The sequence below is a fragment of the Chryseobacterium sp. StRB126 genome, assembly GCF_000829375.1.
Classification (GTDB): domain Bacteria; phylum Bacteroidota; class Bacteroidia; order Flavobacteriales; family Weeksellaceae; genus Chryseobacterium.
The window spans coordinates 4,278,532-4,292,253 of record NZ_AP014624.1 but is presented as its reverse complement, the minus strand read 5'-3'; the positions used below and the strand labels follow the sequence as shown (position 1 = coordinate 4,292,253).

Annotated in this window: 14 protein-coding genes; 8 read left to right on the top strand and 6 right to left on the bottom strand. The window is 34.8% G+C overall.

The features are described 5' to 3' along the window. Positions 1–14 precede the first annotated feature (14 nt). The 7 genes from CHSO_RS19310 to CHSO_RS19280 all read left to right on the top strand — a co-directional run bounded on the left by CHSO_RS19310 (position 15) and on the right by CHSO_RS19280 (position 6,338). Complete coding sequence (locus tag CHSO_RS19310; protein WP_045502988.1) at positions 15–911, top strand: BatD family protein; 897 nt, start codon at positions 15–17, stop codon at positions 909–911. Further along, positions 904–1,896, top strand: a complete 993-nt coding sequence (locus CHSO_RS19305; protein WP_045499702.1) for a VWA domain-containing protein — start codon at positions 904–906, stop codon at positions 1,894–1,896. Before CHSO_RS19310 ends, CHSO_RS19305 begins: the two co-directional genes overlap by 8 nt. Further along, positions 1,896–2,903: a VWA domain-containing protein gene (locus CHSO_RS19300; protein WP_045499700.1), complete on the top strand. Its 1,008-nt coding sequence runs from the start codon at positions 1,896–1,898 to the stop codon at positions 2,901–2,903. The genes CHSO_RS19305 and CHSO_RS19300 overlap by 1 nt, the downstream gene beginning before the upstream one ends. A gap of 99 nt (positions 2,904–3,002) precedes the next feature. Further along, entirely contained in the window at positions 3,003–3,749 is a 747-nt protein-coding gene (locus CHSO_RS19295; RefSeq protein ID WP_052480663.1) for a tetratricopeptide repeat protein, read from the top strand. Continuing rightward, positions 3,749–5,488 carry a BatD family protein gene (locus CHSO_RS19290; RefSeq protein ID WP_045499697.1) on the top strand — a complete coding sequence of 580 codons (1,740 nt, stop codon included), beginning with the start codon at positions 3,749–3,751 and terminating at the stop codon, positions 5,486–5,488. Before CHSO_RS19295 ends, CHSO_RS19290 begins: the two co-directional genes overlap by 1 nt. A 44-nt stretch (positions 5,489–5,532) precedes the next feature. Then, entirely contained in the window at positions 5,533–6,135 is a 603-nt protein-coding gene (locus CHSO_RS19285; protein WP_045499694.1) for a MarC family protein, read from the top strand. 5 nt (positions 6,136–6,140) lie between these two features. After that, positions 6,141–6,338, top strand: a complete 198-nt coding sequence (locus CHSO_RS19280; RefSeq protein WP_045499691.1) for a hypothetical protein — start codon at positions 6,141–6,143, stop codon at positions 6,336–6,338. A 429-nt stretch (positions 6,339–6,767) separates the two neighbouring features. Here the strand turns inward: CHSO_RS19280 and CHSO_RS19275 are convergent, their stop codons facing one another. The 6 genes from CHSO_RS19275 to CHSO_RS19250 all read right to left on the bottom strand — a co-directional run bounded on the left by CHSO_RS19275 (position 6,768) and on the right by CHSO_RS19250 (position 12,684). Beyond that, entirely contained in the window at positions 6,768–7,736 is a 969-nt protein-coding gene (locus CHSO_RS19275) for a chorismate-binding protein (protein WP_045499688.1), read from the bottom strand. A 223-nt stretch (positions 7,737–7,959) separates the two neighbouring features. Continuing rightward, the gene (locus CHSO_RS19270) at positions 7,960–8,388 is read right to left on the bottom strand and encodes a PaaI family thioesterase (protein WP_045499685.1); all 429 of its coding nucleotides are present in this window, start codon (positions 8,386–8,388) and stop codon (positions 7,960–7,962) included. Between the two features lie 55 nt (positions 8,389–8,443). Beyond that, complete coding sequence (locus tag CHSO_RS19265; protein ID WP_045499682.1) at positions 8,444–9,028, bottom strand: 1-acyl-sn-glycerol-3-phosphate acyltransferase; 585 nt, start codon at positions 9,026–9,028, stop codon at positions 8,444–8,446. A 315-nt stretch (positions 9,029–9,343) separates the two neighbouring features. Next, complete coding sequence (locus tag CHSO_RS19260) at positions 9,344–11,062, bottom strand: PspC domain-containing protein (protein WP_045499680.1); 1,719 nt, start codon at positions 11,060–11,062, stop codon at positions 9,344–9,346. A gap of 11 nt (positions 11,063–11,073) precedes the next feature. Next, complete coding sequence (locus tag CHSO_RS19255) at positions 11,074–11,403, bottom strand: PadR family transcriptional regulator (protein WP_045499677.1); 330 nt, start codon at positions 11,401–11,403, stop codon at positions 11,074–11,076. Between the two features lie 363 nt (positions 11,404–11,766). Beyond that, the gene (locus CHSO_RS19250) at positions 11,767–12,684 is read right to left on the bottom strand and encodes an IS982 family transposase (protein ID WP_045492434.1); all 918 of its coding nucleotides are present in this window, start codon (positions 12,682–12,684) and stop codon (positions 11,767–11,769) included. Positions 12,685–13,029: 345 nt separating this feature from the next. Between CHSO_RS19250 and CHSO_RS19245 the strand changes: the two genes are divergently transcribed. Further along, positions 13,030–13,722: an XAC2610-related protein gene (locus tag CHSO_RS19245; RefSeq protein ID WP_171817670.1), complete on the top strand. Its 693-nt coding sequence runs from the start codon at positions 13,030–13,032 to the stop codon at positions 13,720–13,722.

Sequence of the window (13,722 nt, the reverse complement as noted above, 5' to 3'; positions counted from 1 at the left end):
ATTATTATTTAACATTGAAAAAAATACTTTTAATACTATCTTTTCTAGTCTGTGCAAATGCTTTTTCACAGATATTATCCTCCAATGTAGAGAAGAAAACCATTGCTCTGGGAGAAACCAATCATCTTGTTATAAAGATTGATAATATCCATGATGAGCAGGTAAACTCTGCAGCCAAAAATGAATTGCTGCCTTTTCACTTTGAAGAAACCAAAGACAGCATTGGACAAAATGCTAATTCCTACGAAAGAAAAATAGAATTTGCCGTTTTTGAAGAAGGGAAATTTACCATTCCTGAACTGGAGTTTAAAGTAGGAGATAAACTACTAAAAACCATTCCTTACGAAATAGAAGTCATTAATACAGCGCAGAAAGCCGACCAGATTAATGATATCATGAAAAACAAGGAGGTGAAGCTTGATGCCAAAGATTATTGGGAACTGTACAAGTTTTATATTTTGGCAGCATTGGCAGCCATTGCTCTGATTATTGCTATCATTATGATTGTAAAATGGGGCAGAAAAGCGAAAAGCTCTCCAGTGGTAGCCACCAACCAAACCTTGAAGGAATTGGATTCCCTTAAAAAGAAAAAATATATTGAAGACGGTAATTTCCGTTCGTTCTATGTGGAACTGATCGAAATATCTAGAAACTTTATTGCAAAACAATATCATCTTCCTGCAGATGTTCTTTTAACAGATGACCTTATTGATGTAATGAAGAAGAACAATACCATTTCTCAGGATAATGAGAAAATTATAGAAGAAGTATTCCTGAGAGGCGATTTGGTGAAATTTGCCAAAACATTTCCGGATCAGGCAGTGATGGAGAAAGACTTTGCAGACATCAGAGACTTTGTGAAAAGATCATCCAAAGATTTAGAATTCGAAAACTTAAGAAAGGATGTTTAGTTTTGAATTTTACAGTCCGTGGTTTTTACTGCTTTTTCTGCTGTTTATTCCTCTTATCATAAAAGATGCGGGTAAAAAGAAAAGAAAAGGTATAAAAGTTCCTACCATAAAAAATATGGGAACGGGTGGCAGTATACAAGGTATTCTTTTCTTATTGAAGATATCAAAGTATATCATTCTTTCGGCACTTATTATTGCCATGGCAAGACCCAGAACCTTTACGGTTTCACAGGACAGAGATGATACCAAAGGAGTAGATATTATGCTGTCTATTGATGTTTCACTCAGTATGCTGGCAAAAGATTTAAATCCGGATCGTATTACTGCCCTGAAGGATATTGCTGTTAAATTTGTTCAGAAACGTCCGAATGACAGGATAGGAGTAGTTGCCTATGCGGCTGAAGCATTTACCAAAGTTCCTGTTACATCAGACCATCAGGTGGTGATTGATGAGATCAAAAATCTTAATTCTACAGGTCTTGAACCGGGAACAGCCATTGGAGAAGGGCTTTCTGTTGCTGTGAATCATTTGATTAAAAGTAAGGCCAAAAGCAAGGTTATCATTCTGATGACGGACGGGGTAAGTAATATTGAAAATGCAATCCCGCCACAACTTGCGGCAGAACTGGCAAAAAATAATAATATAAAGGTATACACCATTGGTATTGGGACAAATGGTTATGCGCTGATGCCAACAGCCGTAGATTTTTTCGGAGATCTTATTTTTACTGAAGCTGAGGTAACTATCGATGAAAATACCTTGAGAGAAATTGCTCAGACTACAGGTGGAAAATATTTCAGAGCTACTTCCAACAGCAGCCTTGAAGAAGTATATGATGAGATCAATCAGTTGGAAAAATCTGATGTAAAAGTATCAAAGCTGTATAACTATGAAGAGTATTTCAAGATCTTTCTTTGGATAGCTTTGGCGGTGCTGGTACTGGATGCATTAATGAGATGGGTGTTTTATAAAATTTTAAGCTGATGAGTTGGTCTTTAGGAAATTACTGGTATTTATTTTTACTGTTGCTATTGCCGCTGTTAGCTTTCTTTTTGGTTCGTTTTTTTAAATGGAGAAAGAAAAAGAGAGATATCTTTGCTGCCGGCCAGTTTCATGATCATTTGTTTGAAAAGAATTCAGGATTTACAAGGTTTTTTCCTGCGTTATACCTGTTGGGTACGTTATTTCTGATATTTTCAATCATCGATCTTTTGAATGGATCCGAAGAGGTGAAAAGTAATCAGAGGTTGAATAATGTGATCTTTATGTTGGATGTTTCCAACTCCATGAATGCAGAAGATATTGAACCGAGTCGCCTTACAGAGGCCAAAAACCTGATGATGCAGACTATGTCGAAAATGAAGAACGATAAGATCGGAATTGTTATTTTTGCAGGTCAGGCTATATCAATAATGCCTTTAACAACAGATTATAATTCTGCGGAAACTTATATTGGGGCTATTGAAACCAACTCCATGAAGATCCAGGGAACAGATTTTCTGAAAGGAATGCAGGCAGCCACTGAGAAATTTAAAAATGTAAGCAAAGGGTCCCGAAAAGTTATATTGCTGAGTGACGGTGAAGATAATGAAGGGAATGACAATGCAGCCATAAGGCTTGCCAATAAAGAAGGAATTACTATTACCTCTGTAGGAATAGGAACGGATGAAGGAGCTCCGGTTCCTGTATACAACGATGGACAATTGATGGGCTATAAAACGGATGTCAATGGAAGTACGGTTATTTCCAAAAGACAAACTGAAGCCTTGAGTAAAATGGCAGGTTCTACAGGAGGAGCATATATTGACGGAAATAATATCAATGAGGCTCCGGACAGGATCATTGATGCTATTAATAAGAAGTCTTCAGGATCAGAAACACTGGTAAAATCACAGAATGCAAACCATTATTATCAATATTTTTTAGCGGTATCTATCTTGTTTTTCTTTTTAATTTATATTTTTAATCCCAAAAATGATTTCAATCTATAGTTTTCCTTTATTTATAGAAGAAAATCTATAGGTACTTTAACCCAATTTTAACAAATAAAACTCTGTTTCTTAACATATAAAGGAATAATTTTGCAAGTAATGAATACTAAAATCATATTTTTATCGTTTATAGTTGCTTTCTCATTCTCAGGCTTTTTGTTTGGGCAGGAAAACTACAGAACTTTGGTTCATGAAGGCAATCAGAAATTTGACGGTAAAGACTATGACGGAGCCTCTTCTAAATATGTAGAAGCTGTAAAATCCAATGACAAAGATTTTACGGCTCATTACAATATGGGAAATGCTTTGTATAAAAGTAAAAAGTATGAAGAAGCAAAAGCGGAATTTGAAAAAGCACAACAACTTTCACAAACGCTTCCGGACAAGGCGGCTGCCCTTCATAATTTAGGAAATACCTATATGCAGATGAATCAGCCGGAAAAAGCGGCAGATTATTATAAAAAATCGCTTAAACAAAATCCTTACAGTGAAGCTACCCGTAAAAATTATGAGATTGCTAAACTAAAGGAAAAAGAAAAGCAACAAAACAAAAACGAGCAGAATAAGTCCGGACAAGGCGGCGGTAGTGGTAATGATCAGAACAAAGGTGAAGATCAGAAAGGTGATAAAAAGGATCAAAGACAGGATCAGGGAAATGGCCAGCAAAACGAAGGTAAAAGTGACCAGGGCAATCCTCAGAAAAATCAGAATAATGAGGGCAGAATGCCGAAAAATCTTGAAAATCAGCTCTTAGATAAAATAAACGAAAAAGAAAAAGAAACCGCCAGAAGAATTTTAAACAAGAATTCTTATTCGATGCCCGAAAGCAACGAGAAAGATTGGTGATGAAAAACAAATTGATTTACATATTGCTTACTTTAGCATCCGTAATTACTTACGGACAGGTAAATCTTTCTCTTGATGCTGATAAGAACGATTACGGAGGTAAGGATATCGTAAACCTTACAATAATTCTTGAACTGAATGGGAGTGATCTTGTTCAGCAGACGGGTTTCCAGCTTCCGGATCTTTCAAAATTCAATATTATCGGCAGCGGATCCGTAACCAATACCGTGATTGATCCTGCAACCAATACACTTATTACTCAGAAAGTATCCAGAATTGCTCTTGAGCCTAAGAAAAAAGGGAAAATTAAAATTGGATCAGTACTGGTTACCGTCAATAATAAAATCTATAAAACCGAACCTTTCGACGTTAATATCCGAGATATTGTTGAAAAGAAATCCTTAGCCAGTAATACTTCCAATGAAGTATATCTGAATATGGAGATTGAAGACAGGAATGTATATCAGGATCAGCCTACCATTGCTGTTCTGAAAGTATATTCCAGAAATATAGATAATCTTAGGAAAGTAAAGAATATCCGTCTTCCACAACAGGAAAACATCAACGTACACCCAATTAATTTCAATAAATCTGAAATTGATCCGTCTGATAACGGAAATATGGCATCCCAGATCCTGGCGATGTTTATGGTTTTCCCGAATGAAGCCGGATATGTTGAAGTGCCTGGAGTATCGGCATCCGTAAGTTCCTATTCAAATAAAAATAAAATTGTTTCCAATAAAGTAAAAATTAATGTAAGAAAACTTCCGGAAGGTGCCCCTGATGGTTTTAAAAATGCAGTTGGAAATTTTAACGTAAGCGTTTATAATACTACGAAAGAAAAACCTGAAGCTAAAAAGCCATTGAATGTTGTTGTAAAGGTTGCCGGAGAAGGAAACTTACCGGATCTGGTACTTCCGAAAATTGCAGCATCTCCCGATTATGAAGTTTTTGCTCCAAAGGTCATCTCAAAGGTTTATCCGGGCAGCACGGGGATGAAAGGAGAAGTTTTTGCCAATTATGTAGTAATTCCTAACAAATCAGGAGCTATTTCTATTAGGACAGAACCGTTTGCTTTCTTTGATCCTGAGAGCAAAGAATATATGGATTTGGGGCAGAAAATTTTGGATGTAAATGCACTTTCCCACGATCAGGTAATGGAATCCCGCTCTACAGTGGAAAAGGTGAATGAATATACCAATAACCTTTTGGAGACGGTAGATACTCCGGTTCTTAAAACCACTTCATTTAAAGTAAAAGAAAAGAGTAAATTCCACTGGAATATTCTTTTAACCAATATTGCCATTCTTTTAGGTTTATTTATTCTGTACCTGCTATTTAAAACTTGGCAAAAAAAACGTACATTAGTTAGGGAAACCGTACCTCAAAAACCTTTAGGTTCTGTGGCTGAAACGGAAAAAGAGATTAGAGAGTTGCTGAAAACGGATATCAACGATTATTTTGGTTATCTTGAAAACCTCAAAGATAATGGCGATTATGAAAAGTTTTTTGTTACACTGGAAGAATTGGATCAGGAAGTGAGAAACCAGTATTTTCAAGGCTCTACTGCAGAGTTTAAGACTTTTCTTGAAAAACACAAAGGCTCTTCAGTGGCTGAACAATATGCAAGATTGCAGCAGAAAATTCAGATGGAGAAATATGCTCCTGTGAAATCTCATGATGGTATAGAAGAACTTTTGAAAACAATTGTTAATTTATATTCACAAATTAGCAAATAATTAATTTATTTTCATATTTTTGCGAAATTTTTAATTACAAAGAGATGGAAATTTTTGATGGTTTCTCTTTTAAAGAGATCGTTACCAGCTTTATGGTTCTTTTTGCCGTTATCGATATTATCGGCTCAGTTCCCATTATAGTAAGTCTTCAGCAGAAGTTCGGAAAGATTGAAGCTGGTAAGGCTGCAATTACTGCAGGAGTAATTATGATTGTTTTCCTATTTGTAGGAAATAAAATTCTAAAGCTCATTGGAGTAGATGTCAATTCATTTGCGATTGCCGGAGCTTTTGTGATTTTTGTCATAGCGCTGGAAATGATTTTAGGAATTGAAATCAATAAAACAACCGAGGCAAAGGCTGCATCTATCGTACCCATCGCATTTCCACTGGTTGCAGGTGCCGGAACTCTAACAACAGCGCTATCCCTCAGAGCTGAATTTCATGATATTAATATTATTTTCGGAATTATTCTTAATACAATTTTCGTATATTTGGTGCTGAAATCAGCGAAATGGTTGGAGCAGAAAATAGGAGATGCTACTTTGATGATTCTTCAGAAAGTTTTCGGTATTATCCTTTTAGCGATTTCAATTAAATTATTCACTGCAAATTTTGCCCAATTGGTGCTGAATTATGTTAATTTTTAAAAATTATGAAGAAGTTTTATAAAGTATTTTTAGTACTGTTCATCATTTTCATCGCTATTAATTTGTATGCTATCAACTGGCAGAATGACCTTATTGCTGATGAAGACAACATTAAGTTTGTATTTTCTGCATCCGCTGCTGCAATAGGTCTTATCCTGCTTTTTGTAATGGATACCTGGAGCCGAATCGGTGTAAAGAAGTAATTTAAATATTTATATAGATATAGCCTCTTTCTTTTTTGAAGGAGGTTTTTTTATGGGGAAAAGATAAAAGATAAAAGATAAAAGATAAAAGATAAAAGATAAAAGATAAAAGATAAAAGATAAAAGATAAAAGATAAAAGATAAAAGATAAAAGATAAAAGATATTGTCGTTAAACAACTACTTTTCTCCTTGTATATCGGTACGGATATCAACATCAATAGAGGTGGGCTTTAGCCCGCCTAAATAAACCCAATAAAATTCATCTGGCTTTAGCCGAAACTTACTACTGAAACACAAATAGTTTCACAAATTCCACAATGATTTAAAACAGATTAAACCATACACTTTGTCATTCAGAAAGAATCTAAACATATTTTATCCTTTCTTTGTAAATAAATTATCAGAAAGAAATCTGTGGTTTAAAAAAATTAAGAAACCACCAGGTTTTTCAAAATAGCTTCAGATTTCAACTCTGTTTCAATCCATTCTTTTTCGGGGTTGCTTTGGGCAGTAATACCACCGCCTACAAAAACATGTACGGTATCTTTGTACAATCTTGCACATCGAAGATTTACAAAATAAAGAATACTCTCTTCTGTTTCTACTTTGATATAGCCGGCATAGAATTCACGGGGGAATTTCTCATACTTCCGGATGTTTTCATTACAGAAATCTTTAGGGATACCACAAACTGCCGGAGTAGGGTGAAGATCCTGAATTAAGCGATCAAGATCACTGGGTTTTACAGTTGTTTTAAAATCTGTACGAAGATGTTTAATATTTCCGGAAACATGATCATAAGTTTCAGATTGTTGTACCTGATCCGAATAGTTTTTAAGAATATTCTGAATGTAAGTGCTAACCGGTTTCTGTTCTTCAATCTCTTTTTCCGTCCATTCTTCAGAGGTGGGAAGGGTTCCAGCCAGTGCCATGGTCTCAAACTCATGCGTAGCTTTATTAAACTTACCTAATACTTCAGAAAAAGCTCCCATCCACGCATTTTGTCCATCATTAAACAGATATCTGAAAGCATTGGGATAAGTTTTACATAGATTATCAAAACTGGCCTTATAATCAATTGTATGAAAGTCTGTAAAGATCTTTCTCCTTGAATAAACCAATTTGGGAAGATCATTTTCTTTAATCACTTCAATTACCTGTTCTAAAGTACTGCAATATTCTTCCTTAGTTTCTGCTGTAAAACCTGTAGTATCATTTGCCAGGGACTTATTAGTAATCGAAACTTCTTTCCAATTTGCAAACTCAACCTTGAGGATGTTTCCATTAAAGTTGATCTGATTCAGGCTGTTATAGGAATGAAAATTGACTGCATTTTTATCAGTTGTTTCTTCTACAGCATATAATCCTTCGTTGAAGGGAAGTTTGAAATAAATCATGAGCTATGAACGGATTTTGAAAATCACTAACCGGAAATAATATAGGAAATTCCGAAGTTGATTTTCCTTTCTGCAAAGGTATTATTAGTCTTAAAGATGTCAAAATTATATGAGCTGTTTTTTAAGGAAACATGTTTTTTTTAGATGAAAAAACAAAAGGTTGCAGTAAGGATATAAAAAAAGCTCAATTTTTTTGAGCTTTTAATTTTTATGGATATTCAACCTATCTATTGATGATATTATTCGTCATGGTAGTATGGTTGATGAGCGTTCCTTTTTCATCCCTGATTTCAATTTCAGAAACGTGCATTGTTTTTCCTTTTCTGATAAAACGTGCAGTAGCCGTTACAATTCCGTCCTTTTTACTTTTTAGGTGGTTGGAGTTGATATTGGTTCCTACACCATAGTATTTATCGCCGTCAATGAAGATATTAGACAGGCTAGAACCTAGAGTTTCAGCCAGTACACAGCTTGCTCCACCATGCATGATTCCGAAAGGCTGATGTGTTCTTGGAAGGACCGGCATGGTAGCGGTAAGGGTTTCATTTTCGAGATCAATATCAATGAATTTGATTTCCATTGCTTTTGCCAGGGTTTCGCCTCCCCAGTTATTGATGAATGCTAGTATTTCTTCTTTTGTCTGACCTTTCATTTTTATAATAGATAAGAGATGATTGATAAATGATGATGACGAGAAATGATCTTTATTATTCTCCTGTTCCCATAATATTTGGATTCCAGTTGGCCGGAACCTTAGGGACAATATCGTTTTTCACATAATAATCCTGAATTTCCTGCATGATCTCAGAAAACGGAACAGATGCAATTCTTTCGTAAGGAATGGTGTAGCCAAGGTATACTATATTTCTTTTGAAATCTCCTGCTGCCAATACAATAGGTACTTTTGCTGCCATAGCCATATGATAAAATCCTTTTCTCCATTTTGGAACCCAGCTTCTTGTTCCTTCTGGGGTAATTACAAGGCTGAAGTCTTCCTTGGCAAATTGGCTGGCTACAAAATTCACAAGGTCATTTTTCTGGCTTCTGTCTATACCTATCCCTCCAAGCCCTTTTACAATCCCTCCATACCAAGCCTTGGTGTGTGCATCCTTAATAATGATTTTTAAAGGTTTATTCAGAGACCAATAGGCAAAGTTTCCTAAAATGTATTCCATATTATGGGTATGCGGTGCTACCACCAGGATACATCGGTTCAGGACGTTTACATCGCCTTGTAGAACAACTTTCCATCCTAATAATTTTAACATCAGTTTGCCTAACAGCTTTTTCATAGATTCTTGGATTAAAAACAAAAAAAGTATAACCAATTTGGTTATACTTTTACAAATATATTGAAATATTATTGCTCTTAAAACAAACCGTTGATTAAATCTACGATTTTCATTACGAATTCCATTGCAAATTGTATCATAATAAGAGTGTTTTTTAGTGTTGGTTGGTTATTAAATTTTAACTGAACGAAGTTATAACAATTTTTCCATATGGAGAACTAAATGTTAACTTTTTTTCACTTTTATGAGAGAAGAATGGTGTGAATTTCAAACGGTTGCTTTCCATTCACACCTTCTACCACTCTCTGTAGTTAATTATTTAGTTTTTATGGATATTTCGTTTTTTCCGTCTTTTATTTTGATGTCCACATCTTTGTTGATTTTCTTAATATCAGATGCTACGGAATCAATTACTTTCTTAGCTTGGTTGTTCGGAACTTTTTTACCGTTGATGATAACGCTGTCTTTATCATCAGAGTTATATTCTATGCTGGAACCGTTTACCGTGATCTTATTTTTCTCGATTCTGATTCCGTTGTGATTTTCATCTCTGTCTTGGTCATCATCATCCATACCATCTCCGTTCAGGTCTCCGTCAAAGTCAATTCTGTCTTTCTTAACAGGAATTACTATTGTGCTTTGAGGAACTACAAGCTCATAATTTACTCTGTAATCTCTGAATCTGTGGTCATACGGATATTTAATGTAGTTAGGAAGCATTACTTTATTATTAACAACCTCTACAGGAACATTTACTTGAATTGGGAAATTATAACCGTTTCCTTCTTTTTTGATGATTAGGTATGGGGTCTTTACTTCCGGTTTTCTTGTCACTTCTACAGAGATATAATCTTCTTCATACACTGATCTTTTATCAGAATAAATGTCATCATCATAGGCTTTGTAATTCTGTGGAATGCTTACCTGTTTTACATCTACATACACTGTGTCAGAAGTAGTGTTGATGGCTACATTTTCAATATCTTCCTTGCTGCCTTTGTAGATCAGGTTTTTCTTTGCCATGCTGATTCCGAAATAAGTTCCAAGCCCGATCAGAAGAAGAAATAATCCACCAACTACCCATCCAAGATTTCTCAGTTTTGTTTTTGGAGAGAATATCTTAATACTTAGTAAGCTGAAAAGGATAGCGGGAATTAAACTTCCTATAATCATGATCGCTGCCAGTACTTTATCCATACCGTTATCATCCATATAGAATCTGATCTGATTAGCACCAGGGAAATCTGTATCCATTCCGAAAAGTGCAAATAATACAAATACTCCGATAATACTTCCTAGAGCAACCAATACTGAGAATGCCCCGATGATATATTTGAATATATTCCAGATTCCGCTTCCGGCATTGTTGATGTATGGCTTGTTTTCGTTGTAGATTTCTCCGACCCTCTGAGTAGATTCATTGGCAAACTGTACCAATTTATTAGACTCATTCTTAAGATTGTCGAAGTTCATAGGCTTTCCCTGCATCTTCAGGAAATCTGAAGCGGTTTGTGCTTTTGGAAGAACCAGCCAAAGGATCAGATAAAGCAGCAGAATTACTAAAGCACTTCCTGCCGCAGGAATCATTACTAAGAAAACAACTACCCAGATAATTCTCATCGCTGTAATGTCCATTCCTACATAATGAGCTAAACCTGCACAAACACCCGCGATTTTCTGCTTTTCAGGGTCACGGAATAATTGTTTTTTGTCTGTATAATGAGCGCCGGTATTGGTCTCTTTCGTTGTATTTTTTTCAGAAAAATAAGCCTCTTCCTGTTCTTCAATTTTCTCAGGAGTTCCGATCTGTGCGATTACTTTTTCTACATCAGTATCGTTAACTACTTCACGTTTTCCCAGAGAATCTCTGAAGATTTCCACCATTCTTATTTCTATGTCATGCATTACCTCATCTGCTTCAGAAGCGTCCAGTGAGCTTCTTAGAGCGTTCAGGTAATCGCTGAGCTTTATATATGCGTGTTCTTCTATTGTAAAAGAAAAACCTGCGAGTCCTATTGAGAGTGTCTTGTTCATAGCTTTGTTTTTTAATGTTGTTGAGTGATTTGGTTTACTGAAGCTGTAAGCTCATTCCACGTATTTTGAAGTTCATCCAGGAAAAGTTTTCCTTTTTCTGTGATCTGATAATATTTTCTGGGCGGTCCGCCTGTAGATTCTTCCCATCTGTAGGAGAGAAACTCTCCGTTTTTAAGTCTTGTGAGAAGAGGGTAGAGGGTACCTTCCACTACATCTAGTTTTCCTTTTTTCAGTTCATCAATAAGATCAGAAACGTACATTTCGCGATTATTAATGAGACTTAGAATACAGAATTCCAGAATCCCTTTTCGCATTTGCGCTTTGGTATTTTCAGTATTCATCTTTGATAATTTTTGTTAATTAAGGTTATATTTTTAGAAAGATGCTCCTAGCTAGTTGAGCCTATTCTAATTTTACATTACAAAGATATGTAAATAAAATGGTATTATGCAATACAAAGTAGTGTAATTTTTAAAACAATTCATTTAAATTATTGATAATCAGCTTTATAATTTTCAATATAAATTTTGGATGACTTTGGTTTGAAAGAAAAAAATAAAAAAAATGATAAGTTTTGGAAAATCTGGAAGTATAGATGGGTTAAAGATTAAGATTTTTATTGATGGTAAAAATGTTTTTAGAATGTTTAGATCCTTCCGGATGACAAAACGGGTTAAAACTTTATTAAGTAACCTGAGTTCGGTTTAAGCAAAATTTAAAAATAGTTGACCGTCATTTACTTTTTTTAAGTTAAGTGACGGTTTTTTTGGAAAGAAACAATATGCTGTTAGCCCTCCCAAGATATTCATTATAAAATTGTTCACACTTCGGTGTCTGGTGTGTTCAACCTGACAGTGATTCTTTAGTTCGTCATTTATGGTTTCAATGATAGCTCTTTTTCTAAGCAAAATCTTGTCTTCCATTGTCATTATGTGATTTTTCATATTCTTTCTAAGTTTGGTAAAGAGTTGAATACCATCTGCAAAAAGCATCTCCCACAAGGCTTTTGAGAGATACCCTTTATCGGCAAACAACTTCCCAAACAATTGCTTGGTCATTTTCTTAATATGTTTCGGATTTCGGTCATCCACATTTCCTTTTGTCAAATAAAAGGATAAAAGTTCTCCTTTTTCATTGCATACCAAATGTAGTTTGAAGCCGTAAAACCAGCCCATTGAGGACTTTCCGCGTTCTGCGAAACCTTTGAAAACTTTATGATTATGTATCCTTTGGTTTCTACAGACTTTCAAAGTTGTACTGTCCATAAAGCTGATTCCTGTGCATTTTCCAAGACATTTTTCTTTCAAAAACAAGACAAAAACAACAAAACATCTTTGTTGGAGCTCGATAAACCTGTTGTAGGAAAGCCTATTTGGAAATAAATCTTTCCAATATCCACAAACTACTTCCTGATAGTAATGTTTAAATGTTTTGTGAGCTCCCAAATGAAAGCCTATCATGATTGTGATAATTTCAGAATCAAACATTTTTGAAGTTCTGTTTCTTCTTTTCTTGCTGTCTCCTAATGCTTCTAGCTTTAATTTTTTAATTTGCGCATCAAACTCTTTACAAAAATCATCAATTTGTACAAAAATATTTGTAATTTGGTCTTTCAAATTCATAGCAATAAATCGTTTAAATATTTGAATGTCAGAAACTTAAATATACGAATTATTGCTATTTTTTACAAAGTTTATCTCAATTATTATCCCGAACTCAGGTTAAGTAATATTGTATAGGATTTTATGCCTTAAGATTATTGTGTTATTTGTGAAAGGTATAGGTGTAATAGTGTTTAAATCAAAAATAGATGGCCATGACTTCAGTTTCTATCTTTCATCAAACATCATTTATCGATCATCATTTATTATTTCTCTAATACATTTAAGTTTTGAAATCGGAACTATGATTCGTATTTTTGTTTGAAAGTTTTTATAAAAACATTTGAATCCAATATGACTATGAACATGAATATTTCGAATTATTACAGGAGTTTATCCGCATTTATCCTATTAGGCCCATTGTGTTTTGGGCAATATCAGTTTGAGGTTAAAGATGCCTCAAAAAACTATGATGCCATCATTCATATAGACAATTGTTTCAGTGACCAGTGTATGGATAAAGGGACCGTTGAATTATTTAATAACAATAACACCAAAGTGCAGACTTTCACATCCGATAATTTGGTACTGCATCTTGGAGAAGGGCAGAGGCTGGAGCGTGGGAAAGTGATCCCATTAAAGAAAGAACAAAGTCCATTGATTTTTGGTGACTTTAATTTTGACGGAACGGAAGACCTTGCCATAAGAAATGGTAATATGGGAAATTACAGTTCAGCATCTTATGATGTGTATGTATTTAATAGTACCAGAATGGCTTTTGTAAAAAGTAAAGAACTTACCGACCTGGGATCAAATTATTTTGATTTCTTTGAAACAGATCCGGTTCGTAAACGTATCATTACTTTTGGAAAGGATGGGTGCTGCCGATTTTTCACCACAGAATTTGAAGTAATTCCTCAAAAAGGACTTGATAAGGTGCTTGAAAAAGAAGAGGACAGCAGCGAAGATGGTTATGTGAAAGTTATTATAAAAGAAAAGAAAAACAATAAATGGACTACCAGAACCAAGGTATATCCATCAGATCAATACAATAGATAA

Coding starts and splice junctions, on each gene's coding strand:
- CHSO_RS19305 (WP_045499702.1), top strand. CDS start 904: ATGTTTAGTTTTGAATTTTACAGTCCGTGGTTTTTACTGCTTTTTCTG.
- CHSO_RS19300 (WP_045499700.1), top strand. CDS start 1,896: ATGAGTTGGTCTTTAGGAAATTACTGGTATTTATTTTTACTGTTGCTA.
- CHSO_RS19295 (WP_052480663.1), top strand. CDS start 3,003: ATGAATACTAAAATCATATTTTTATCGTTTATAGTTGCTTTCTCATTC.
- CHSO_RS19290 (WP_045499697.1), top strand. CDS start 3,749: ATGAAAAACAAATTGATTTACATATTGCTTACTTTAGCATCCGTAATT.
- CHSO_RS19285 (WP_045499694.1), top strand. CDS start 5,533: ATGGAAATTTTTGATGGTTTCTCTTTTAAAGAGATCGTTACCAGCTTT.
- CHSO_RS19280 (WP_045499691.1), top strand. CDS start 6,141: ATGAAGAAGTTTTATAAAGTATTTTTAGTACTGTTCATCATTTTCATC.
- CHSO_RS19275 (WP_045499688.1), bottom strand. CDS start 7,736: ATGATTTATTTCAAACTTCCCTTCAACGAAGGATTATATGCTGTAGAA.
- CHSO_RS19270 (WP_045499685.1), bottom strand. CDS start 8,388: ATGAAAGGTCAGACAAAAGAAGAAATACTAGCATTCATCAATAACTGG.
- CHSO_RS19265 (WP_045499682.1), bottom strand. CDS start 9,028: ATGAAAAAGCTGTTAGGCAAACTGATGTTAAAATTATTAGGATGGAAA.
- CHSO_RS19260 (WP_045499680.1), bottom strand. CDS start 11,062: ATGAACAAGACACTCTCAATAGGACTCGCAGGTTTTTCTTTTACAATA.
- CHSO_RS19255 (WP_045499677.1), bottom strand. CDS start 11,403: ATGAATACTGAAAATACCAAAGCGCAAATGCGAAAAGGGATTCTGGAA.
- CHSO_RS19250 (WP_045492434.1), bottom strand. CDS start 12,684: ATGAATTTGAAAGACCAAATTACAAATATTTTTGTACAAATTGATGAT.
- CHSO_RS19245 (WP_171817670.1), top strand. CDS start 13,030: ATGAATATTTCGAATTATTACAGGAGTTTATCCGCATTTATCCTATTA.